Raw genomic sequence first — 18,824 nt, 5'->3', positions numbered from 1 at the left:
AAGAGGCTGACTTGCGGAAGGGTTAAGCCAGTCGGTTCAATGCAGGCTATTGGAGAGGCTATGGAAGCCGCTATGGTCGCGGCAGATCCATTTGAAAGGCAGCCTGATGAGCGCGTTTCCCGAAATCTATCTGGTTCGGCATGGCGAGACGGAATGGAGTGCGTCCGGAAAACATACCGGCCGAACCGACATACCGCTGACGCCGGCCGGCGAGGAAGCGGCAAGGCGGATCGCTGAGCGGCTCAAGGGCCTGTCCTTCTCGGCGGTGTGGTCGAGCCCGTCGCAGCGCGCCTTCAACACCTGTGCGCTGGCCGGCTTCGGCTCGTCAGGCGTGAAGAAGGACGATCTGGCGGAGTGGGATTATGGTGCCTATGAGGGATTGACCACCAAGCAAATCCTCGCCGAGCGCCCCGGCTGGCGTCTCTTTCGCGACGGCTGCCCGAGCGGCGAGTCCGCCACGGATGTCGGCTCGAGGGCGGACCGGATCGTCAGCCAGTTGCGCGAGGTCGGCAGCAATGTCCTGGTCTTCTCAAGCTCGCATTTCCTTAGGGTGCTGGCCGCACGCTGGCTCGGCCTGCCGCCGCAAGCCGGCGCGTTTTTCGTGCTGGATACCGCCAGCATAAGCGTGCTCGGTTATGAGCACGACCTTGACGAGCCGGTCATCCGGCGCTGGAACCAGAGATAGCAACCGATCCCGATTTATCGGATCGCGTCCAGCGCCTGCCTTTGCCTGTGCATTTCGAGAAACACGCGGTAGTCGCGATCGAACCGGCCGGCGGCAGCCGGATTGGGCCCTCGCGTCCTGCCGCCCTGTTGCATGGCGACGCAGGCAGCGTTCAAATCGGGAAAAAGCCTGGCCGCGGTGGCGGCAATCATGCCGGTGCCGAGCAGCACCGCCTCGTCCGCCAGCGGCTCGACCACCGTGCAGCCGGTGGCATCGGCATAGAGCTCCATCAACAGCGGGTTCTTGGTGTGGCCACCGGTGACGTGCAGCGTGTCGATCAGATAGCCGTTCTCGTTCAGCGCTTCCAGCACATGACGGACGCCAAGCGCGATGCTGACGGCGGTGCGCCAGTAGAGCTTGCACAGACTGTCGAAGGAGGCATCCAGCGTCAGCCCGCTGATGACGCCGACGGCATGCGGGTCGGCGAGCGGCGAGCGGTTGCCGTGAAAATCGGGCAGTACGTGCAGCCTTGCGGCGAGGTTGTCGCCCTCGGCGGCGCGCAGCTCGGCGACGCGGTGGGCAATCCTGGCATGCATGGCGGCATCCGGCTCGCCGCCGGCGCCATGCCAGCGGATGATGTGGTCGAGCAGCGCGCCGGTGGCCGACTGGCCACCTTCCGACAGCCACAGGCCGGGAAGGCCTGCGCCATAATATGGGCCCCAGACACCGGCGAAAGGCTGCGGATCGGGCGACATCGCCATGACGCAACTCGACGTACCGGCAATCAGGGCCAGATGGCGGCCGATGTTCGTCGCGTCACCGGCGAAACCGCCGAGCACGCCAAGCGCGCCGGCATAGGCATCGATGACGCCGGCGCCGACCCGGCATTTTTCGGTGAGGCCAAGCTCCGTCGCGGCTTGCGCGCCGAGCGGGCCGATATCGGCACCGACCGGGCTTGCCTTTTCCGGCAGGTTGCCGTGCTCAAAGATATCGCCGAGCCCGACTGCTTCGAAGAAGTCGCCCCGCCAGCCGGTTGCTTCATGGGCTAGATAGGTCCATTTGGCGGTCAGCGTGCATTGTGAACGGGAGAGCGAGCCGCTTGCCTTCCAGGTGAGAAAGTCGGTGAGGTCGAATAGATAGCCGGCTTCGTTCCATGTTCCGGGCAGGTTGCGCTTCAGCCACATCAGCTTCGGCGTCTCCATTTCCGGCGACATGACGCCGCCGATATAGTCGAGCACAGCGTGGCCGCTTTCAGTGCATTCGTCGGCCTCGGCAATTGCGCGATGGTCGAGCCAGACAATGGTGTCCCAGCGCCTTTCACCAGTGACGGACACGCTGAGCTGGCCGCCATGCCGGTCTCGCACCACCAGCGAGCAGGTGGCATCAAAGGAGATGCCGACGATATCCTCGGCCCGCACGCCCGCCTTTTCGCGGGCAGCGCGGACGGCCATGCACACCGCCGACCATATATCCTGCGAATCGTGCTCGGCATGGTCGGCCTTCGGCTGTTGCATGGCGATCGGGTGCTCGGCGCGGCCGAGCAAGGCGCCACCGGTGTCGAGAATGCCGGCACGAGCGCTTCCGGTGCCGACATCGACCGCGCAAACGAAACTGTTGGTCAAGGTGTTCTTGCTCTCGCTCCCAGGCCTGCAATCAGATCGGGCAATTGCAGCATGTCAGCGAATATAAAGTCCGGCTCACTCGACGCAAGCCGCGCTTTCAATGCCGGGTTGCCGGTGTGCGAGCCGCCGGTGAAGGCAAGGACGCGCATGCCGGCCGCCCGCGCCGCTTCGATGCCGGCCGGGCTGTCCTCGACGACGAGGCAGTTTCGCGGGGCCGCTCTCATTTTATCTGCTGCATGGAGAAAGAGATCGGGCGCCGGTTTGCCCCGCGCCACCATGGCGGCGCTGAACAAATGCGGCTCCAGCAGCCCAAGCAACCCGGTGACGTCGAGCGCATAGCGGATGCGTTCCAGGGTGCCGGAGGAGGCGACGCAGCACGGTACGCCGAGCCTCGGCAGGACCTGTGCGATACCTGGCATCGGTTTCAGCTCCTCGCGGAATCTGCGCATCAGTTCGGAGCGCATCTCGGTCAGATGCTGGTCGGTGAGATCGAGCCCGAAGTCGCTTGCGAGGATTTCGCGGACGCTCTTCATGCTCTTGCCGAGGAAGTGCTCGTAGGCAATGTCCTCGCTGACGTTGCCGCCGGCAAGCGCGATCATCTCCAGCAATGCCGAGACGGACAGCATCTCACTGTCCACCAGCACGCCGTCACAGTCGAAAATGACCAGTTCAGGCGTCATCGCGCTGGATCGGCTTCAGAGGTCGCCGGCGAGATAGCGCGTCAGTGTCGCGCGCGCGCCGTCCGCCCACAGCAGTCTCAGCGCTTGGCCGAAGGCTTCAGCGAACGGCGGCGAGCGGCCGACATCGCCATAGATGTCCTCCATGGCAAGCCAGGCGGCAGGCATGTCCCTGGCCGCCTTGGCCGTCGCCTGCAACCGGCCCCAGTTCGGGTCGTTGGGCTCGGTGACGGCACCGGAATCCGTCGTGCCGAAGCAGTAGCGACACCAGAGCGCCGATTCCAGTGCAAGGCCGGTGACACTTTTGCCAGCCTTCAGCCGGTCGGCGATGGTCGGAATGATGAATTTCGGCTGGCGGTTGGAGCCGTCGAGGCAAAGCCGGCGTATGGTGTCGCCGATCTTCGGATTGGAGAAGCGGTGCTCGATGAGCTGGTAGTAATCTTCGAGGTCGGTGTCCGGAACCGGCGGCACGGTCGGGATGATTTCGTCATGCTCAAGCTTGTCGAGGAAGCCGCGTACCAGCGGCTCCTGCATCGCCTCATGGACGAAATGGATGTCCATCAGCCCGGCCGGATAGGCGATGGTCGCATGGCCGCCATTGAGGATGCGGATCTTCATCAGCTCATAGGGCGCGACGTCGCTGACGAACTGCACGCCGACCTTTTCCAGCGGCGGGCGGCCGTCGGTGAAACGGTCCTCCAGCACCCATTGCTTGAACGGTTCGCAAAACACCGGCCAATTGTCGTCGAGGCCGAACTCGCTGGAGAGAATGCCGCGCTCGCGGTCGGTGGTGGCCGGCGTGATGCGGTCGACCATGCCATTGGGAAAGGCAACGTTCTCGCTCACCCAGTTTGCCAAACCTTCGTCGATCAGCCGCGCAAGGCCGATGACGCCATCTGAGGTGACGTGGCCGTTATGGGGGATGTTGTCGCAGGACATAATTGTGAAGGGCACGATACCGTCGGCGCGGCGGCGCAGCAGCCCGGCGAGGACGAGGCCGAAGACGGTCTTCGGCGTCGCCCCCGGCTCAGCGTCGGCAACGATGTCGGGATGTGTCGGATTGAAGACGCCGGATGCCGGATCGATGAAATAGCCGCCCTCGGTAATGGTCAGGGAGACGATCTTGATCGCCGGATCGGCAAGCCGCTCGACGATTGCGGCCGCATCGCCCGGCACCAGGAAGTCGATCATGACGCCGGTGACGCGCGCGCTCATATGGCCGCTGTCCTGCTCGACCACGGTGGTCAGCCAGTCCTGCTCCTGCAACTTGCCGCGGCCGACCTTCTCGCCCTCGAAGACGCCAGCGCCAACAATGGCCCAGTCGTGGCCGACACCCGAATTGAACAGGTCGTCGAGATAGACGGCCTGGTGCGAGCGATGGAAATTGCCGACGCCGAAATGCACGATGCCGGCCTTGAGCGCGGCGCGATCATATTTCGGGCCGGCGACCTTGGGCGGCAGCTTGGCGAGGATGGAAGAAGAGAGTTTCACGGTCATCTGCTTTTACCCTTTAGCGGGACGGCTCTTCCCCCCGTGGAGGAGACGGGGGGAAGAGCGCCTTCGCCCCCTCAACTCATCCACTGGCCGCCATCGACATTATAGGTCTGGGCGACGATGTACTCGGCCTCATCGCTGGCCAGGAACACCGCCATGCCGGTGAGGTCTTGCGCCGTGCCCATGCGGCCATAAGGCACGGCTTCGCCGACCAGCCTCTTCTTCTCGCCCCTCGGCCGGTTCTCGAACTTGGCGAACAAGGCATCGACATGGTCCCAATGCTCGCCGTCGACGACACCCGGGGCGATGGCATTGACGTTGATGCGGTGTTTGATCAGGTCGAGCCCTGCCGACTGGGTGAGCGAGATGACCGCCGCCTTGGTGGCGCAGTAGACGGTGACCAGCGCCTCGCCGCGGCGCCCGGCCTGGCTTGCCATGTTGATGATCTTGCCGCCCTTGCCCCGGGCAATCATCGAACGGGCGGCGGCCTGCAACGTAAACAGCGTGCCGGCGACGTTGACCGAAAACAATTTGTCGTAGCTTGTCTTGGTGATCTCGACGATCGGCGCCAGGTCGAACAAAGCAGCGTTGTTGATCAAGATATCCAGGCCGCCGGCCCTGGCTTCGACCGCCTTGACGGCCTCATCGATAGACGCGAGATCGGTGACGTCGAGCTTTACCGCGTAGGCGTTGCGGCCGATTTCCGAAGCCGTCTTCTCGGCGGCTTCGAGATTGATGTCGCCAATCGCGACCGTCGCCCCTTCGCGCATGTAGGCTTCGGCAAACGCCCTGCCGATGCCGCGCGCCGATCCGGTAATCAGCGCCGATTTACCCCGGAGCCTCATTGCAGCATCGCCTTCCCGTCGGCGCCGAAACGATGCAGCTTGGCCTTTTCCGGCGTCAGGTAGATCGTGTCGCCGTGATGGGCGGCCAACTCGCCGTCGGCACGCACCGTCAGCTGCCCGACACCATCCGCCTGGACGTGCAAAAACGTGTCGGAGCCGAGATGCTCGGCAACCCCGACCGTCGCCTTCCAGTCGCCTGACGTCTTCGAAATGTTCATATGCTCCGGGCGGATGCCGACTGTCTTGGCGCCATATTTGGCGGCCGGCGCGCCTTCGATCAGGTTCATCTTCGGCGAACCTATGAAGCCGGCGACGAACAGGTTCTTCGGCGTCTTATAGAGCTCCATCGGCGAGCCGACCTGCTCGATATTGCCGGCATTGAGCACGACGATCTTGTCGGCCATGGTCATCGCCTCGATCTGGTCGTGGGTGACGTAGACCATGGTTGTCTTGAGCTGGTGATGCAGCTCGCTGATCTCCAGCCGCATGGTGCCGCGCAGCGCCGCGTCGAGATTGGACAAAGGCTCGTCGAACAGGAAGGCCGACGGCTGGCGCACGATGGCGCGGCCGATGGCGACGCGCTGCCGCTGGCCGCCGGAGAGCTGGCCGGGGCGGCGGTCGAGGTAGTTGGTGAGGTTCAGGATCCGCGCGGCGTCCTTCACCTTCTTGTCGATGGTCGCCTGGTCCTCGCCCGCCATCTTCAGCGGGAAGGCGATGTTCTTGGCCACCGTCATGTGCGGGTAGAGCGCATAGGACTGGAACACCATAGCCAGCTTGCGCTTGGCCGGCGCCTCGCCGGTGACGTCGCGACCATCGATGATGATGGTGCCGCCGCTGGTATCCTCGAGACCGGCGATCAGACGCAACAGGGTGGATTTGCCGCAGCCCGACGGGCCGACGAAGACGACGAACTCTCCGTCCTCGATGACCAGATCGAGGCCGGGGATGATGGACGTCGCCCCGAAGGATTTGGAGACGTTCTTGAGCGTGATGTTTCCCATGGTTTCCTCCCCCGAAGGGCTATCTTTTCGTTTTGCGTCAGGCGATGCCCGCTACTTTACCGCACCGAATGTCAGGCCTCGGACCAGCTGCTTCTGGCTGAACCAGCCCATGATCAGGATCGGCGCGATCGCCAGCGTCGAGGCGGCCGAAAGCTTGGCCCAGAACAGCCCCTGCGGGCTGGAGAAGGAGCTGATGAAAGCGGTGAGCGGCGCGGCCTCGGTGGTGGTCAGCCGGATCGTCCAGAACGCCTCGTTCCAGGCGAGAATGATGTTGAGCAGCATGGTCGAGGCGATGCCGGGGACCGCCATCGGCGTCAGCACGTAGATGATCTCGTTCCAGAGCGATGCGCCGTCCATGCGCGCCGCTTCCAGGATCTCGCCCGGGATCTCGCGAAAATAGGTGTAAAGCATCCAGACCACGATCGGCAGGTTGATCAGCATCAGCATGACCATCAGGCCGATGCGGCTGTCGAGCAGACCGGTATCGCGGAAGATCAGATAGATCGGAAACAGCACGGCGACGGCCGGCATCATCTTGGTGGAAAGCATCCACATCAGAATGTCCTTGGTGCGTTTGCCCGGCGAAAACGCCATCGACCACGCCGCCGGTATGGCGACGAGCAGAGCCAGGATGGTCGAGCCGACCGACAGGAACACCGAGTTCAGGAAGAATTTGAAATAGCCGTTCTGCGCCTGGACCTCGGAATAGCTCTCCGTGGTTCCCGACGGGAACAGGTTGAAGCCCTGGATAGCCTCCTGCTCCGACTTGAACGAGGTGATGATCGTATAGAGGATCGGGAAGAAGATCAGCAGCGCGACGATCCAGGCGGCCGCGGTAGCAATCGTCTTGTGCTGGGTGGTGACTGCACGTGCCATGGTCAGGTCCTCCCTATCGGCGATGTTGGCGGCAGGGTCGACCCCCACTCCGGTTTGCTGCGCAAACCACCTCTCCCCCGATCGACGGGGTAGAGGAAGGGCGCGGCTTCGATGCAGGCCTTTCCTCTCTCCCGGGCAGGGGGAGAGGTGTCCCGCGCAGCGGGACGGAGTGGGGGTGGTTCAGCGCACGTGCCATCTTATCCTCCCTTATTTATCCAGGTTCTTGCCGACAGCGCGCATGGCGAAGAAGGCAACGATGTTGGCGAGAATGACGGCAATGATACCGCCGGCGGACGCCTGGCCGATTTTGAACTCCAGCAATGCCTTCTGATAGACGAGGAAGGGCAGGTTGGTGGAGGCGTAACCCGGGCCGCCATTGGTGGTGACGAGGATCTCGGCATAGACCGACAGCAGGAAGATCGTCTGGATCAGGATGACGACGGTTATGGCGCGCGACATATGAGGCAGCGTCAAATAGATGAAGCGGCTGATGAAGCCGGCGCCGTCCATTTCGGCGGCTTCCTTCTGCTCGACGTCGAGCGACTGAAGCGCGGTCAACAGGATCAGCGTAGCAAACGGCAGCCATTGCCAGGCAACGATGATGATGATCGCCAGGAGCGGGTGCTGCCCGAACCAATCGATCGGCTGCCCGCCGAAGAAGCGCGCAATATCGGCGAAAACCCCGTACTGCGGATGCATGATCATGTTCTTCCAGACCAGTGCTGCCACCGGTGGCATGACGAAGAACGGCGAGATGACAAGGATGCGGACGATGCCCTGTCCCCACATCGGCTGATCGAGCAGAAGGGCGAGCAGAATACCGCCGATCACCGTGATCAAAAGCACGCTGACGACGATGGTGAGCGTGTTGAGGATCGACTGCAGGAATGCCGGGTTGGAATAGAACAGCGCGTAGTTCGAAAACCCGACGAAGCCGTCGCGCATCGGATTGAGCGGGTTGTATTGCTGGAAGGAAAACCACAGCGTGAATGCCAGCGGCACAATCATCCAGACCAGCAGCAGCACCACGGATGGCGCCATCATGAAACGGGCAAGCGAACGGGTCTGCTGAGTAGCCATGACGGTCACCCTTCGAGGTCGGCCAAGTTTTTCAGCGGTGTGAAGGCTGGCCGCCCGAACTGGGATTCGGGCGGCCGTTGCCGGTCGCCATTGGCAACCGGCACCGGGAGGAGCTTACTTGATGTAACCGCCCTCGGTCATCGTCGCGGTGGCGGCGTCCTGCGCCTGCTTCAAGGCATCGTCGACGCTCGACTGGCCGGCAAGTGCCGCCGAGAAGAGCTGGCCGACGGTGGTGCCGAGACCCTGGAACTCAGGAATGGCGACGAACTGGACGCCGACATAAGGCACCGGCTTGACGGTCGGGTGCGTCGGATCGGCGGAGTTGATCGAGTCCAGCGTCATCTTGGCGAAAGGTGCTGCCTTCTGGTATTCGGGATTGGCATAGAGCGACGAGCGTGTTCCCGGCGGAACGTTGGCCCAGCCTTCCTTCGAGGCGACGAGCTCGGCATAGTGCTTGCTGGTTGCCCAGGATACGAACTTTTGAGCGGCGTCGGCCTTCTGCGTGCCGGCGGGGATGGCTAGCGACCATGCCCACAGCCAATTGCCGCGCTTGCCGAGGCCATTGTCCGGCGCCAGCGCATAGCCGACCTTGTCGGCGACGGTGGAGTTCTTCGGGTCGGAAACGAAGGAGGCAGCGACGGTAGCGTCGATCCACATGCCGCATTTGCCCTGCTGGAACAGCGCCAGGTTTTCGTTGAAGCCGTTGGACGACGCGCCCTCGGGGCCGTCGGCCTTCATCAGGTCGACATAGAACTGCAGCGTGTTCTTCCATTCGGGCTGGTCGAATTGCGGCTTCCAGTTCTCGTCGAACCAGCGCGCGCCGAACGAGTTCGACATGGCGGTCAGGAAGGCCATGTTCTCGCCCCAGCCGGCCTTGCCGCGCAGGCAGACGCCGTTCACGCCGTTGGCGCGGTCGGTCATCTTGTCGGCGGCCTGCTTGATGAAGTCCCAGGTCGGTGCATCGGGCATCTTGAGCCCGGCCTTTTCCATCAGGTCCTTGCGGTACATGACGAAGGAGCTTTCGCCGTAGAACGGGGCTGCGTAGAGCTTGCCGTCGACCGACAGGCCGCCTGCTATGGCCGGGATGATGTCCTTGACGTCGTAATCGTCGCCGAGTTTGTCGAGCGGCAAAAGCCAGTTCTGCTTGGCCCAGATCGGCACTTCATAGGTGCCGATAGTCATCACGTCGTACTGGCCACCCTTGGTGGCGATGTCGGTGGTGACGCGCTCGCGCAGGACGTTTTCCTCGAGCGTGACCCACTGCAGCTGAATGTCGGGATTTTTGGCGGTGAAGTCGTCGGTCAGCTTCTGCATGCGGACCATGTCGCCATTGTTGACCGTGGCGATGGTGATGGATTCGGCATGCGCGGCGAAAGCGAGGGCGCTGGCCGAGAACAGGCCTAGGGTGAACGTGCGAAGTTTCATCAAAATTCCTCCCATAAACCAAGATGAGCATTTGCCTTGGCTGTGAGCAATTACTCACTTGCGATGAATTATGTCAAGACGGATTCGTTGCTGCAGCGCAGCACGCCGGGTCTCGTGCAGCGGCAAGCCTGGGACGTTTGCGGCATGTCTGACGAAGGATTCGGCCGGGCTGATTGGGCCCGGCGCTTTGCTATCGGGCTTGCTGGGATTCAGCCTACTGGCAAGCGATCTCGCTCAGGATCCAATCGCGGAAGGCGCGGATCTTCGGCACGTTGCGTCGTGCCGTCGGATAGACCAGCCAATAGGCGTGGCCGTCGTCACCGACCAGATCAAAGGGCTGGATCAGGCGGCCGTCGGCAAGTTCGGTCTTGAACAGCGCCTTGGTAACGATCGCCACGCCGTGGCCGGCAATCGCGGCATTGGCCTCGTAGGCCTGCGCGCCCATGCTGGTGCCGGGACGCTTGGCCAGCTCCTCGACCGGCAGGCCGGCGGCGGCAAACCAGTCCCGCCACCAGATGTCACCCGGGTCGAGGATCGGCAGCCGCAGCAGGTCGGCCGGCTCCTTGACGCCGCCGATGCTTGCCGCGAGCTTTGGACTAAGGACCGGCGTGAAATCGGCCCTGAAAAGCATATGGGTCTCGACGCCCGGCCAGTTGCCGCCGCCGGAGCGGATGGCGATGTCGATATCCTCTCTGGCAAAGTCGACAACCCTGTTCGAAGTATCGACGCGCACCGCCAGCGACGGATGCGCGACCTGGAACGAACCGAGATGCTGCGCCAGCCAATTGGAGGCAAATGTCAGCAGCGTCGAAACGCAAAGCACGCCATCGGCGCCGGTGCGCGCGGCGGCATAGGCGCCGCTCAACAGCGCGAACGCCTCGCTGACCGCGGGCGCCAGGCGCTGGCCCGGTTCGGTCAGCACGATCTGTTTTGGCTGGCGCAAGAACAGGGGCGCGCCGATGCGCTCCTCCAGAAGCTTGATCTGATAGCTTGCCGCCGCCTGCGTCATGCCAAGCTCCTGGGCGGCCTTGGTGAACGAGAGATGCCGCGCCACCGCCTCGAACACCCGGATCGCCTGAAGCGGAGGAAGCTGCGAAACCAGCTGTCGTGAATTGAGCTCCGGCATAAGCCCTCCTTATGGGCAGTGATCGACGTTTGATTGGCGGCACCGGCCGGTCCTACCGATATTTCGTATTGAAGATCAATTACGCCTAGAGATAGCGAAGGCTGACGATCATGACCACAATACAGGAAAAGCTGCTTCTTGCTCCAGCCCATGGCTGGTTTTCACGGTTGGCGCGGGGATTGGCAAGGCACGCGGCGCGGAAACGGGCCTATCTCGACGTCCGGGAGCTGCCGCCGCATCTGCAGCGCGACATGGGCTTTCTCGACGGCAACGATCCTTGCGGCCGGCACCAGTAGTGACGCTCGTTTTATCGGGGATTCAGATGCGTTTCGATTTCACATGATCGTTTCCGACCACCAGCGGCTCGGAGATCATGCGCCCGCCAGCAAGGCGGCGGCGGTCCGCTCATCGGTGATGAGGCCGTTGACCAGCCGCCGGTTGACGGCGGCGAAGATGCCCGGCAGCTTGCGGTCGCCCATGGCAAGCGCGATCACCAGCGACTTTTCGCGCGACGGCAGCGGTGCCGACGACACTCGATCATTGGTGATGCCCTCGATCATGCGGCCGTCACGATCGAATACCCAGCCGACGATCTCGGCGACACCGCCGGCCTTCTGCAGCGCCTTTAATTCACCCTCCGAAATGAAGCCGTCCTCGTAAAGCGGCGCCTTCGGGCCGAGATCGCCGATGCCGACAAAGGTGACGTCGGCCTCGGCCGCAAGCGCCAGCGTCGGCTGGATCATCGGCTGGCTGAGCAGCATCTCGCGCTCCTCGGGCGAGGAAGCGATGACCGGCAAAGGCATCGGAAACGAACGCGCCTTGACCCTATCGGCCATGGTGAAGATGACGTTGTAGAAGGCCGCCGAGCCGTCCGGCGAGATGTTGCCGGTCAGTGACACCACCTTGTGCTGCGGGCATTCCATCGGCGGCAGTTGCTCGATCGCGGCCTTCAGTGTGCGGCCGGTGCCGATCGCCATGACGATCGACACCAGCGACCGCCGCCGCCGTTCGATCTCGGCCGCCGCCGCCTCGGCGACGCCGATGACGGTGGAGGAAGAAGAAGGGTCGCTCGGCACCACCTCGACCAGATCAAGCGCAAAGCGCGATTTCAGCCGTGCCGCAAGGTCGAGGCAATTGGCGATCGGGTGGTCGACGCGCACCTTGATCAGCCCTTCGGAGACTGCGAGCGACACCAGCCGCTGCGCCGTCTGCCGCGAGATGCCAAGCGTGGCGGCGATCTGGTCCTGGGTGTTGCCTGCGACATAATAGAGCCAGCCGGCACGCGCCGCGTCGTCCAGCCTGTTGCCGCCGCTGTCCTGCCGCGAATTCAAGTTCCTGCCTCCCAACCCCGCCGAGCATAAGAGGCGGAGCGCAGTAGTTTCGCAGGGAATGAACTTGCGCGCAATTGCCTATTGTAAGAGCAATTGCTTAGTAATGAAACTTGGTGTTTGGAGCGAAGTGACAGGTCGACCCAGTCTCGTTGCAACAGCAAGGCTGTCGAGGTCGCACCAATCCCGGTTCTAAAGCGCGTTGCGTTCGATCGGCCTCATGCGACGCGTTTTAGGTTCCTTTTTATGCATGTCGTCATCGCAAAACCGCTGCACACTTTGCGCGACATGCATTAGCGGGGACGCGGCGGTTTATCTCGCGCGCTAAACGCTTTAAGGAATTTTTTGAGAATGGAGCCTTGCATGACGCCGAAAGCGGTTTTCTGGGATATGGACGGCACGCTGGTCGACAGCGAGCCGCTGCACGAGGCGGCGCTGATTGCGGCGCTGCACAGCGTCGGCATCGCGCCGCCGGCCGACCTGCATGAGCGCGTGCTCGGCATCGCCGCATGGCCGGTCTACGAAATGCTGCGCGACGAGTTCGGCCTCGACCTGCCTTTCGACGACTGGATCGTGCGCAAGTACGATCACTATCTGCCGATGGCCGAAACGCTGACGCCACGCACCGGCGCGATCGAGATTTTCAATGAGCTGCGCGCGCTTGGCGTGCCGCAAGCGGTGGTGTCCAACTCGGACAGGCTGATCGTCGATGCCAATCTGCGCGCCGTAGGCCTCGTATATCCCGGCATGAAGACGGTCAGCCGCAACGACGTGCGTGAAGGCAAGCCGCATGCCGAACCTTTCCTGCGCGCCGCCTGGTTGGCCAACGTCGATCCCGCCGAGGCCGTGGCGGTCGACGACAGCGTGACCGGCGCCACGGCGGGGCTGACAGCTGGAATGAAGACGATCTTCTGGCCAGAGGTGCCCATGGAGGGGCCGCCGGGGGCGATTGTCATCAACAGCGCCGGCGAATTGCGGGCCGAACTCGGGCTTTAAGCCAGGCCCGGCGGGACCGCGCTCAACTCCGGTAGGCAGGCTCCTGCTCGTCGAGGATCGCCTTCAATTCGGAAAGGTGGCGCTCGGCCTGGCCGGGATAGTCTTCCTGTTCCCTTGCCGCTTTCTCCGCGATCTCATCCGACAGTACCCGCAGCGGCCGGCCGGTCCACAGCGCCTTGATATAGGTTTCGGCGGCGCGCTCAAAATAGAACATGCGGTTGAACGTGTCGGCGACGCTGTCGCCGATGACCAGCACGCCATGGTTGCCCATCACCATCACCTTGACCTTCGGGTCGACAAGAAGCTGCGAGCAGCGCTCGCCCTCTTCCTCGAAGGCCAGCCCGCCATAATGAGCGTCGACGACATGGCGGTTGAAGAAGATTGCCGAGTTCTGGTCGACCGGCGGCAGCGTCGAGTCGGCGAGCGAGGCAAGCACGGTGGCGTGGATCGAGTGGACATGCATGACGCAGCGCGCATGACGCACGTTGCGATGAATGGCACCATGCAGGCCCCACGCCGTCGGGTCGGGCGCATTCGGGCCGGCCAGCGTGTCGGGATCATTGGCGTCGATCAACAGCAGGTCGCTCGCCTTGATGCGCGAGAAATGCACCTGGTTGGGGTTCATCAGGAACTGCGAGCCATCGTCGTTGACCGCCAGCGAGAAATGATTGGCCACCGCCTCGTGCATGTTGAGCCGCGCCGTCCAGCGGAAGGCGCAAGCGAGATCGACGCGCTCCTCATAGAACGGCAGGTTGGTCAGCACTTCCTTCTGCAGGCGGGCGATGCTCATCGTAACCTCCGTGAAAGAGGCGAGGATGCCGCGCGACTGGAACGCGCGCAACCGGTTTCGTTTGGTGCAGGCGAACGCGATTGCTATGCCGCCGTGCTGGTGGCAGTGCCGGCTCTCAGCCCGCCATGCTCGACGATGAAATCGATCACCTCCTGAAGCCCCTTGCCGCGCGACAGGTCGGTGAAGCCGAACGGCCGTTTGCCGCGCATGCGGGCAGCGTCGCGTTCCATGATGTCGAGATTGACGTTCACATAGGGCGCAAGGTCGCTCTTGTTGATGACCAGGAAATCGGACCGGGTGATCGCCGGTCCGCCCTTGCGCGGAATCTCCTCGCCCTGGCAAACCGAGATGACATAGAGCGTCAGGTCGGCAAGGTCCGGCGAGAAAGTGGCGGCGAGGTTGTCGCCGCCCGATTCGATGAAGACGATGTCGAGATCCGGGAATTTTTTGGTCATCTCGGCGATCGCCTGCAGATTGATCGAGGCGTCCTCGCGAATGGCGGTGTGCGGGCAGCCGCCGGTCTCGACGCCGATGATGCGATCCTCAGGGAGCGCCTGCAGCCGGGCCAGCATCATGGCGTCTTCCTTGGTGTAGATGTCGTTGGTGACGACGGCGATCGAGAACTCGTCACGCAGCGCCTTGCAGAGCTTTTCGGTGAGCGTCGTCTTGCCCGAGCCGACCGGACCGCCGATGCCGACGCGAAGAGGACCGTTGGCCTGTGTCATCTAGGGAACTCCGTGATCGCAAGAACGGCGAAGCCTGCCCCAATCAAAAGGCAGAGCGGCGAATAGTAGCGGACATCGAGCCGCGCGAAAGGCTGTTCGGGCGCCAGCCGTCGCCACCAAGGCGTAAAGCCGGCAATGCCGCGCGCCAGGAACACCAGCGCGATGAGCAGCGCCGTGGCGGCAAGCCCTGCCTTGGGAAAGGGCGTGGCAAACACGCCTTCGAGCGCCATGGGCCACAGTGTCGCCAGGCCCAGGCATGCGGCAACGGCGAAGCTGGCGAAGGGTGCCGGCATCTCGTCGACGCCGCGAAAGCCGATGACCGCGCGAGCGCAGGAGGCGGCGTCCCTGCCCGGCCAGATGCCGCCAATGCCCCAATAGACATGCAGTGCTGTGATCAACAGCAGGACGAGCGAGAGGGCGAAAGCGAGGACGATCATGAGCGGAACAGCCGCGAATACTGGGCCTCGTGCTTCATCGCCGTGACCTCGGAGATGAAAGCGCAGCCGCCGAGATCATCGAGGGTTGAGCCGGCAGCGCGGTCGGCCGTGGCCAGGGCAAGCGGTTCGAAGGCGGCCAGTAGCGTCATCGCGGCACTCTGGCCAACGATGCCAAGCCGGATCGCAGCCTGGACGAGATTGGAGAAGAAGGCCTGCAGAAAGGCCGCCAGGGCGTCCCGCAGCGCAATGCCGTGATCGCCGGCAATTGCGCCGACGGCAACGCAATAGGCACATTCGGCCGGCAGGCGATCCAGCACCTGGCACGGCCAGGCGAAGGCCGCCTTCAGGAAAGCAGCGCCCTGCAGCATGGTCTCGGCATGGCGCTCGCGCGAGCCTGCCAGAGCTTCGGCAAGGGCGACGATTTCATCGAGATCGCCGATTTCGCGCGCCCTGCGCCAGCTTTCGGCAAACAGCACCGCATCATTCCAGCCCGAACCCATCTCGACCAGCGTTTCCAGCCACGCGGCGAGCTCTTTGCTGTCGGCAACCAGCCCGGCATGCACGGCTTGCTCGAGACCATGGCTGTAGGAAAAGCCGCCGACGGGGAAGGAAGGCGACAGCCACGCCATCAGCCGCAACAAAGCAATATTGGAAGGCTGGGCAACGTTGGAAGGCTGGTCAGTCATGGTCATGGTCATGCGAATGGCTGTGGGAATGCGATTCGCTATGGCCATGGGAATGCGCTTCGGCGTGGCTGTGCGCATGCGCCTCGGCATGAGAATGGCCATGGCCGGAATAAGCGCCGCGCACCGGCTTGAACGGTTCGGAAACGTCGCTCACGGTGGCGCCCAGCCCTTCCAGCATCGCCTTGATGACATGGTCGCGCAGGATGAGGATTCGGTCAGCCTCGATTGCGGCGGCGAGATGACGGTTGCCGATATGCCAGGCAAGTTCGGCCAGATGGACAGGGTCGCTGGCCCTGATATCGTAGAGCGGCTCCTCGGCGGCGATGATCTCGACATGGCGGCCATCCTCAAGCACCAGCCGGTCACCATGGTTCAAGCTAACCGGTTCGGGCAGGTCGACCAGCACCTTGTCGTTACGGGCCGTTTCGATGGCGCGACGGCGCAGATGCCGCTCGTCATGGGCAAGCACCGCACTGTCGTATGGCGTGGTGGTTCCGGCTTCGCCTGCGGCCAGGACGGAGACGGCGCGCGGGAATTTGGTGAAGTCGGTGCGAATATCGAGCTTCATGTAAAAACTGCCTCTCCCAAAAAGCCTAGCCTATCGCGTCCGCCGCCCCAATGGGGCTCAGACGATCGTGTCGAAGAGCCGCAGAATGAACGATATCTGATAGACGAGCGCGCCGGCGACAAAGGCGATGTGAAAGCGGCGGTCGCGCAGCAGGATCGCAATGACGCAAAGCGCGACGAAAACCGGCGTGCGGATCAGATATTCGACGCCAAAATGGGCGAAATGCTCCGGCCCTTTCAGCAGCGTATCGATCACGTCGAGCAGATAGGTCGCCGCCAGCAGGCCGAAGAACCAGGCCCGGCGCGAATAAAAGAAATCCTCATAGCTGGTGTAGTCCAGCATCGAATCCGGAAACAGCAGCGCGCAGAGCAGGAACAGCGTGACGGCGTAGAAGATGATGAACAGGTATTTGCCGAAGGTCCAATTCTCGATCTGGAACAGGCCGAACTCCCACCACCAGAAATGCACCTGCATTAAAAGCACCGACGCAACCCAGGCGAGGTGCACTGGATAGAGCCGGTATTGGCCGGGATGCTGGACGATGCGGGCGACCCCCGACAGCAGGCGGGTGACGCCGAGGCCGATCACCATGCCCAGGACGATGCGGATATGCGGGAAGATGTCGTGGGCGTTGGGGAGTTGCGGGTCCATAAGCCTGGCGCGGCATGTTCTACATCGGTCGTTCTAACGCCTATGGTTCAGAACAGGAAGTAGCGTTGCGCCATCGGCAGCACGGTAGCCGGCTCGCAGGTCAGGAGTTCGCCGTCGGCGCGGACCTCATAGGTTTCGGGGTCGACCTCGACATGCGGCGTGGCGTCATTGAGCACCATCGAATGCTTGCCGATGCCGCCGCGGGTGTTTTCGACCGCGACCATCTGCTTGTCGACGCCGAGCCTGCCGCGCAGGCCGGCGTCGAGCGCGGCCTTCGAAACGAAGGTTACCGACGAATTGGTCATCGCCTTGCCGTAGGCCCCGAACATCGGCCGGTAATGCATCGGCTGCGGCGTCGGGATCGAGGCGTTGGGATCGCCCATCGGGGCGGCGGCGATCATGCCGCCGATCAGCACCATGTCCGGCTTGACGCCGAAAAAGGCCGGATTCCACAGCACGAGGTCGGCGCGTTTTCCCACCGCCACCGAGCCGATGTCCTTCGACAGGCCATGCGCGATGGCCGGATTGATGGTGTATTTGGCGATGTAGCGGCGGACGCGGAAATTGTCGTTGTCGCCGGTCTCCTGCGGCAGCGAACCGCGCTGGCGCTTCATCTTGTCGGCGGTCTGCCAGCAGCGGATCGCCACTTCGCCGACACGGCCCATGGCCTGGCTGTCCGACGAGATGATCGAGAAGGCGCCGATGTCGTGCAGAATGTCTTCGGCGGCGATGGTTTCCTTGCGGATGCGGCTTTCGGCAAAGGCGATATCTTCGGGGATCGACGGCGACAGATGGTGACAGACCATCAGCATGTCGAGATGTTCGGCCAGCGTGTTGACCGTGTAGGGGCGGGTCGGGTTGGTCGAGGACGGAATGACGTTAGGCAGGCCGCAGACCTTGATGATATCAGGCGCGTGGCCGCCGCCGGCGCCTTCGGTGTGGAAGGCATGGATGGTGCGGCCCTTGATCGCCGCGACCGTGTTTTCGACGAAGCCGGACTCGTTCAGCGTGTCGGTGTGGATCATCACCTGCACGTCGTAATCGTCGGCGACCGACAGGCAGCAGTCGATTGCAGCCGGCGTCGTGCCCCAGTCCTCGTGCAGCTTCAGCGAGCAGGCGCCGGCGAGCACCATCTCCTCGAGCGCGGCAGGCAGCGACGCGTTGCCCTTGCCCGACAGGCCGATATTCATCGGGAAGGCGTCGAAAGACTGGATCATGCGCGCCAGATGCCACGGCCCAGGCGTGCAGGTGGTGGCCAGCGTGCCGTGCGCCGGGCCGGTGCCGCCGCCGAGCATGGTGGTGATGCCCGACATCAGCGCTTCCTCGATCTGCTGCGGGCAGATGAAGTGGATATGCGCGTCGAAGCCGCCGGCGGTCAGGATCTTGCCCTCGCCGGCGATTATCTCGGTGCCGGGACCGATGATGATGGTGACGCCGCCTTGGGTATCCGGATTGCCGGCCTTGCCGATCGCGGCGATACGGCCGTCCCTGAGGCCGATATCTGCCTTGACGATACCGGCGGTGGCATCGACGACCAACGCATTGGTGATGACGGTGTCGACCGCGCCTTGCGCGCGCGACACCTGGCTCTGGCCCATGCCGTCGCGGATGACCTTGCCGCCGCCGAACTTCACCTCCTCGCCGTGAAGAGTGAGATCCCTTTCGACCTCGATGAACAGCTCGGTGTCGGCGAGCCGGACCTTGTCGCCGACGGTCGGGCCGTACATCTGCGCATAGGCGGCGCGGGTGATTTTAGCCATCAGCAATTGCTCCCGAAATACAGCCCGAAAATACCGCTTGTCGAAGCCGGGCCCCACATTGCCGCCATCCTAT

The 18,824-nt window shown here is 63.2% G+C and carries 20 protein-coding genes; 3 read left to right on the top strand and 17 right to left on the bottom strand.

What is annotated here, in order from left to right; all coding sequences use genetic code 11:
* The first annotated feature begins 103 nt into the window (after positions 1 to 103).
* Entirely contained in the window at positions 104 to 685 is a 582-nt protein-coding gene (locus tag NKJ91_RS13405) for a histidine phosphatase family protein (RefSeq protein WP_352456011.1), read from the top strand.
* A gap of 14 nt (positions 686 to 699) precedes the next feature.
* Here the strand turns inward: NKJ91_RS13405 and NKJ91_RS13400 are convergent, their stop codons facing one another.
* The 9 genes from NKJ91_RS13400 to gcvA form a co-directional block, all read right to left on the bottom strand.
* Positions 700 to 2,286 carry an FGGY-family carbohydrate kinase gene (locus tag NKJ91_RS13400; protein ID WP_352455928.1) on the bottom strand — a complete coding sequence of 529 codons (1,587 nt, stop codon included), beginning with the start codon at positions 2,284 to 2,286 and terminating at the stop codon, positions 700 to 702.
* Complete coding sequence (locus NKJ91_RS13395; protein WP_352455927.1) at positions 2,283 to 2,966, bottom strand: HAD family hydrolase; 684 nt, start codon at positions 2,964 to 2,966, stop codon at positions 2,283 to 2,285. The genes NKJ91_RS13400 and NKJ91_RS13395 overlap by 4 nt, the downstream gene beginning before the upstream one ends.
* A gap of 15 nt (positions 2,967 to 2,981) precedes the next feature.
* A complete protein-coding gene (locus NKJ91_RS13390; RefSeq protein WP_352455926.1) occupies positions 2,982 to 4,460 on the bottom strand; it encodes a mannitol dehydrogenase family protein in 1,479 nt (492 codons plus the stop codon).
* 71 nt (positions 4,461 to 4,531) lie between these two features.
* Positions 4,532 to 5,302 (bottom strand): L-iditol 2-dehydrogenase, encoded by a 771-nt coding sequence (locus NKJ91_RS13385; RefSeq protein WP_023676990.1) that lies wholly within the window; start codon positions 5,300 to 5,302, stop codon positions 4,532 to 4,534.
* A complete protein-coding gene (locus NKJ91_RS13380) occupies positions 5,299 to 6,303 on the bottom strand; it encodes an ABC transporter ATP-binding protein (RefSeq protein WP_023676991.1) in 1,005 nt (334 codons plus the stop codon). Before NKJ91_RS13380 ends, NKJ91_RS13385 begins: the two co-directional genes overlap by 4 nt.
* 51 nt (positions 6,304 to 6,354) lie before the next feature.
* The gene (locus NKJ91_RS13375) at positions 6,355 to 7,179 is read right to left on the bottom strand and encodes a carbohydrate ABC transporter permease (RefSeq protein WP_023676992.1); all 825 of its coding nucleotides are present in this window, start codon (positions 7,177 to 7,179) and stop codon (positions 6,355 to 6,357) included.
* Between the two features lie 207 nt (positions 7,180 to 7,386).
* A complete protein-coding gene (locus NKJ91_RS13370; RefSeq protein WP_023676993.1) occupies positions 7,387 to 8,259 on the bottom strand; it encodes a carbohydrate ABC transporter permease in 873 nt (290 codons plus the stop codon).
* Positions 8,260 to 8,373: 114 nt separating this feature from the next.
* Positions 8,374 to 9,684, bottom strand: a complete 1,311-nt coding sequence (locus tag NKJ91_RS13365) for an ABC transporter substrate-binding protein (RefSeq protein WP_023676994.1) — start codon at positions 9,682 to 9,684, stop codon at positions 8,374 to 8,376.
* A gap of 214 nt (positions 9,685 to 9,898) precedes the next feature.
* Positions 9,899 to 10,810 (bottom strand): transcriptional regulator GcvA, encoded by a 912-nt coding sequence (gene gcvA, locus NKJ91_RS13360; protein ID WP_292662413.1) that lies wholly within the window; start codon positions 10,808 to 10,810, stop codon positions 9,899 to 9,901.
* Positions 10,811 to 10,920: 110 nt separating this feature from the next.
* On the opposite strand from gcvA, the gene NKJ91_RS13355 reads away from it, so the two are divergent.
* The gene (locus NKJ91_RS13355) at positions 10,921 to 11,106 is read left to right on the top strand and encodes a hypothetical protein (RefSeq protein ID WP_254815832.1); all 186 of its coding nucleotides are present in this window, start codon (positions 10,921 to 10,923) and stop codon (positions 11,104 to 11,106) included.
* Between the two features lie 75 nt (positions 11,107 to 11,181).
* On the opposite strand, the gene NKJ91_RS13350 is transcribed toward NKJ91_RS13355, so the two are convergent.
* Positions 11,182 to 12,141, bottom strand: a complete 960-nt coding sequence (locus tag NKJ91_RS13350; RefSeq protein WP_352455925.1) for a sugar-binding transcriptional regulator — start codon at positions 12,139 to 12,141, stop codon at positions 11,182 to 11,184.
* Positions 12,142 to 12,501: 360 nt separating this feature from the next.
* Here NKJ91_RS13350 and NKJ91_RS13345 point away from each other — a divergent pair, with 360 nt between their 5' ends.
* Complete coding sequence (locus tag NKJ91_RS13345; RefSeq protein ID WP_352455924.1) at positions 12,502 to 13,134, top strand: HAD family hydrolase; 633 nt, start codon at positions 12,502 to 12,504, stop codon at positions 13,132 to 13,134.
* A 22-nt stretch (positions 13,135 to 13,156) separates the two neighbouring features.
* Here the strand turns inward: NKJ91_RS13345 and NKJ91_RS13340 are convergent, their stop codons facing one another.
* The 7 genes from NKJ91_RS13340 to ureC all read right to left on the bottom strand — a co-directional run bounded on the left by NKJ91_RS13340 (position 13,157) and on the right by ureC (position 18,751).
* Positions 13,157 to 13,924 (bottom strand): class II aldolase and adducin N-terminal domain-containing protein, encoded by a 768-nt coding sequence (locus tag NKJ91_RS13340; RefSeq protein ID WP_352455923.1) that lies wholly within the window; start codon positions 13,922 to 13,924, stop codon positions 13,157 to 13,159.
* An 83-nt stretch (positions 13,925 to 14,007) separates the two neighbouring features.
* A complete protein-coding gene (gene ureG / locus NKJ91_RS13335) occupies positions 14,008 to 14,649 on the bottom strand; it encodes an urease accessory protein UreG (RefSeq protein ID WP_352455922.1) in 642 nt (213 codons plus the stop codon).
* Entirely contained in the window at positions 14,646 to 15,086 is a 441-nt protein-coding gene (locus NKJ91_RS13330; RefSeq protein WP_352455921.1) for a DUF3995 domain-containing protein, read from the bottom strand. The genes ureG and NKJ91_RS13330 overlap by 4 nt, the downstream gene beginning before the upstream one ends.
* Positions 15,083 to 15,772 carry an urease accessory protein UreF gene (locus NKJ91_RS13325; protein ID WP_352455920.1) on the bottom strand — a complete coding sequence of 230 codons (690 nt, stop codon included), beginning with the start codon at positions 15,770 to 15,772 and terminating at the stop codon, positions 15,083 to 15,085. The genes NKJ91_RS13330 and NKJ91_RS13325 overlap by 4 nt, the downstream gene beginning before the upstream one ends.
* Entirely contained in the window at positions 15,765 to 16,340 is a 576-nt protein-coding gene (locus NKJ91_RS13320) for an urease accessory protein UreE (RefSeq protein ID WP_352455919.1), read from the bottom strand. The genes NKJ91_RS13325 and NKJ91_RS13320 overlap by 8 nt, the downstream gene beginning before the upstream one ends.
* Before the next feature lie 57 nt (positions 16,341 to 16,397).
* Positions 16,398 to 16,991: a hypothetical protein gene (locus NKJ91_RS13315; RefSeq protein ID WP_352455918.1), complete on the bottom strand. Its 594-nt coding sequence runs from the start codon at positions 16,989 to 16,991 to the stop codon at positions 16,398 to 16,400.
* A 47-nt stretch (positions 16,992 to 17,038) separates the two neighbouring features.
* Positions 17,039 to 18,751 carry an urease subunit alpha gene (gene ureC / locus NKJ91_RS13310; RefSeq protein ID WP_502900674.1) on the bottom strand — a complete coding sequence of 571 codons (1,713 nt, stop codon included), beginning with the start codon at positions 18,749 to 18,751 and terminating at the stop codon, positions 17,039 to 17,041.
* Positions 18,752 to 18,824: the final 73 nt, after the last annotated feature.

It is taken from the genome of Mesorhizobium sp. M0040 (genome assembly GCF_040323505.1).
GTDB lineage: Bacteria > Pseudomonadota > Alphaproteobacteria > Rhizobiales > Rhizobiaceae > Mesorhizobium.
The sequence above is the reverse complement of the archived record's forward strand: the minus strand, read 5'-3'. Positions and strand labels throughout refer to the sequence as shown.

What these genes read in the sequence shown, in the direction of transcription:
- NKJ91_RS13395 (WP_352455927.1), bottom strand. Translation starts at nt 2,966, where the DNA reads ATGACGCCTGAACTGGTCATTTTCGACTGTGACGGCGTGCTGGTGGAC.
- NKJ91_RS13390 (WP_352455926.1), bottom strand. Translation starts at nt 4,460, where the DNA reads ATGACCGTGAAACTCTCTTCTTCCATCCTCGCCAAGCTGCCGCCCAAG.
- NKJ91_RS13385 (WP_023676990.1), bottom strand. Translation starts at nt 5,302, where the DNA reads ATGAGGCTCCGGGGTAAATCGGCGCTGATTACCGGATCGGCGCGCGGC.
- NKJ91_RS13380 (WP_023676991.1), bottom strand. Translation starts at nt 6,303, where the DNA reads ATGGGAAACATCACGCTCAAGAACGTCTCCAAATCCTTCGGGGCGACG.
- NKJ91_RS13375 (WP_023676992.1), bottom strand. Translation starts at nt 7,179, where the DNA reads ATGGCACGTGCAGTCACCACCCAGCACAAGACGATTGCTACCGCGGCC.
- NKJ91_RS13370 (WP_023676993.1), bottom strand. Translation starts at nt 8,259, where the DNA reads ATGGCTACTCAGCAGACCCGTTCGCTTGCCCGTTTCATGATGGCGCCA.
- NKJ91_RS13365 (WP_023676994.1), bottom strand. Translation starts at nt 9,684, where the DNA reads ATGAAACTTCGCACGTTCACCCTAGGCCTGTTCTCGGCCAGCGCCCTC.
- gcvA (WP_292662413.1), bottom strand. Translation starts at nt 10,810, where the DNA reads ATGCCGGAGCTCAATTCACGACAGCTGGTTTCGCAGCTTCCTCCGCTT.
- NKJ91_RS13355 (WP_254815832.1), top strand. Translation starts at nt 10,921, where the DNA reads ATGACCACAATACAGGAAAAGCTGCTTCTTGCTCCAGCCCATGGCTGG.
- NKJ91_RS13345 (WP_352455924.1), top strand. Translation starts at nt 12,502, where the DNA reads ATGACGCCGAAAGCGGTTTTCTGGGATATGGACGGCACGCTGGTCGAC.
- NKJ91_RS13340 (WP_352455923.1), bottom strand. Translation starts at nt 13,924, where the DNA reads ATGAGCATCGCCCGCCTGCAGAAGGAAGTGCTGACCAACCTGCCGTTC.
- ureG (WP_352455922.1), bottom strand. Translation starts at nt 14,649, where the DNA reads ATGACACAGGCCAACGGTCCTCTTCGCGTCGGCATCGGCGGTCCGGTC.
- NKJ91_RS13330 (WP_352455921.1), bottom strand. Translation starts at nt 15,086, where the DNA reads ATGATCGTCCTCGCTTTCGCCCTCTCGCTCGTCCTGCTGTTGATCACA.
- NKJ91_RS13325 (WP_352455920.1), bottom strand. Translation starts at nt 15,772, where the DNA reads ATGACTGACCAGCCTTCCAACGTTGCCCAGCCTTCCAATATTGCTTTG.
- NKJ91_RS13320 (WP_352455919.1), bottom strand. Translation starts at nt 16,340, where the DNA reads ATGAAGCTCGATATTCGCACCGACTTCACCAAATTCCCGCGCGCCGTC.
- NKJ91_RS13315 (WP_352455918.1), bottom strand. Translation starts at nt 16,991, where the DNA reads ATGGACCCGCAACTCCCCAACGCCCACGACATCTTCCCGCATATCCGC.
- ureC (WP_502900674.1), bottom strand. Translation starts at nt 18,751, where the DNA reads ATGGCTAAAATCACCCGCGCCGCCTATGCGCAGATGTACGGCCCGACC.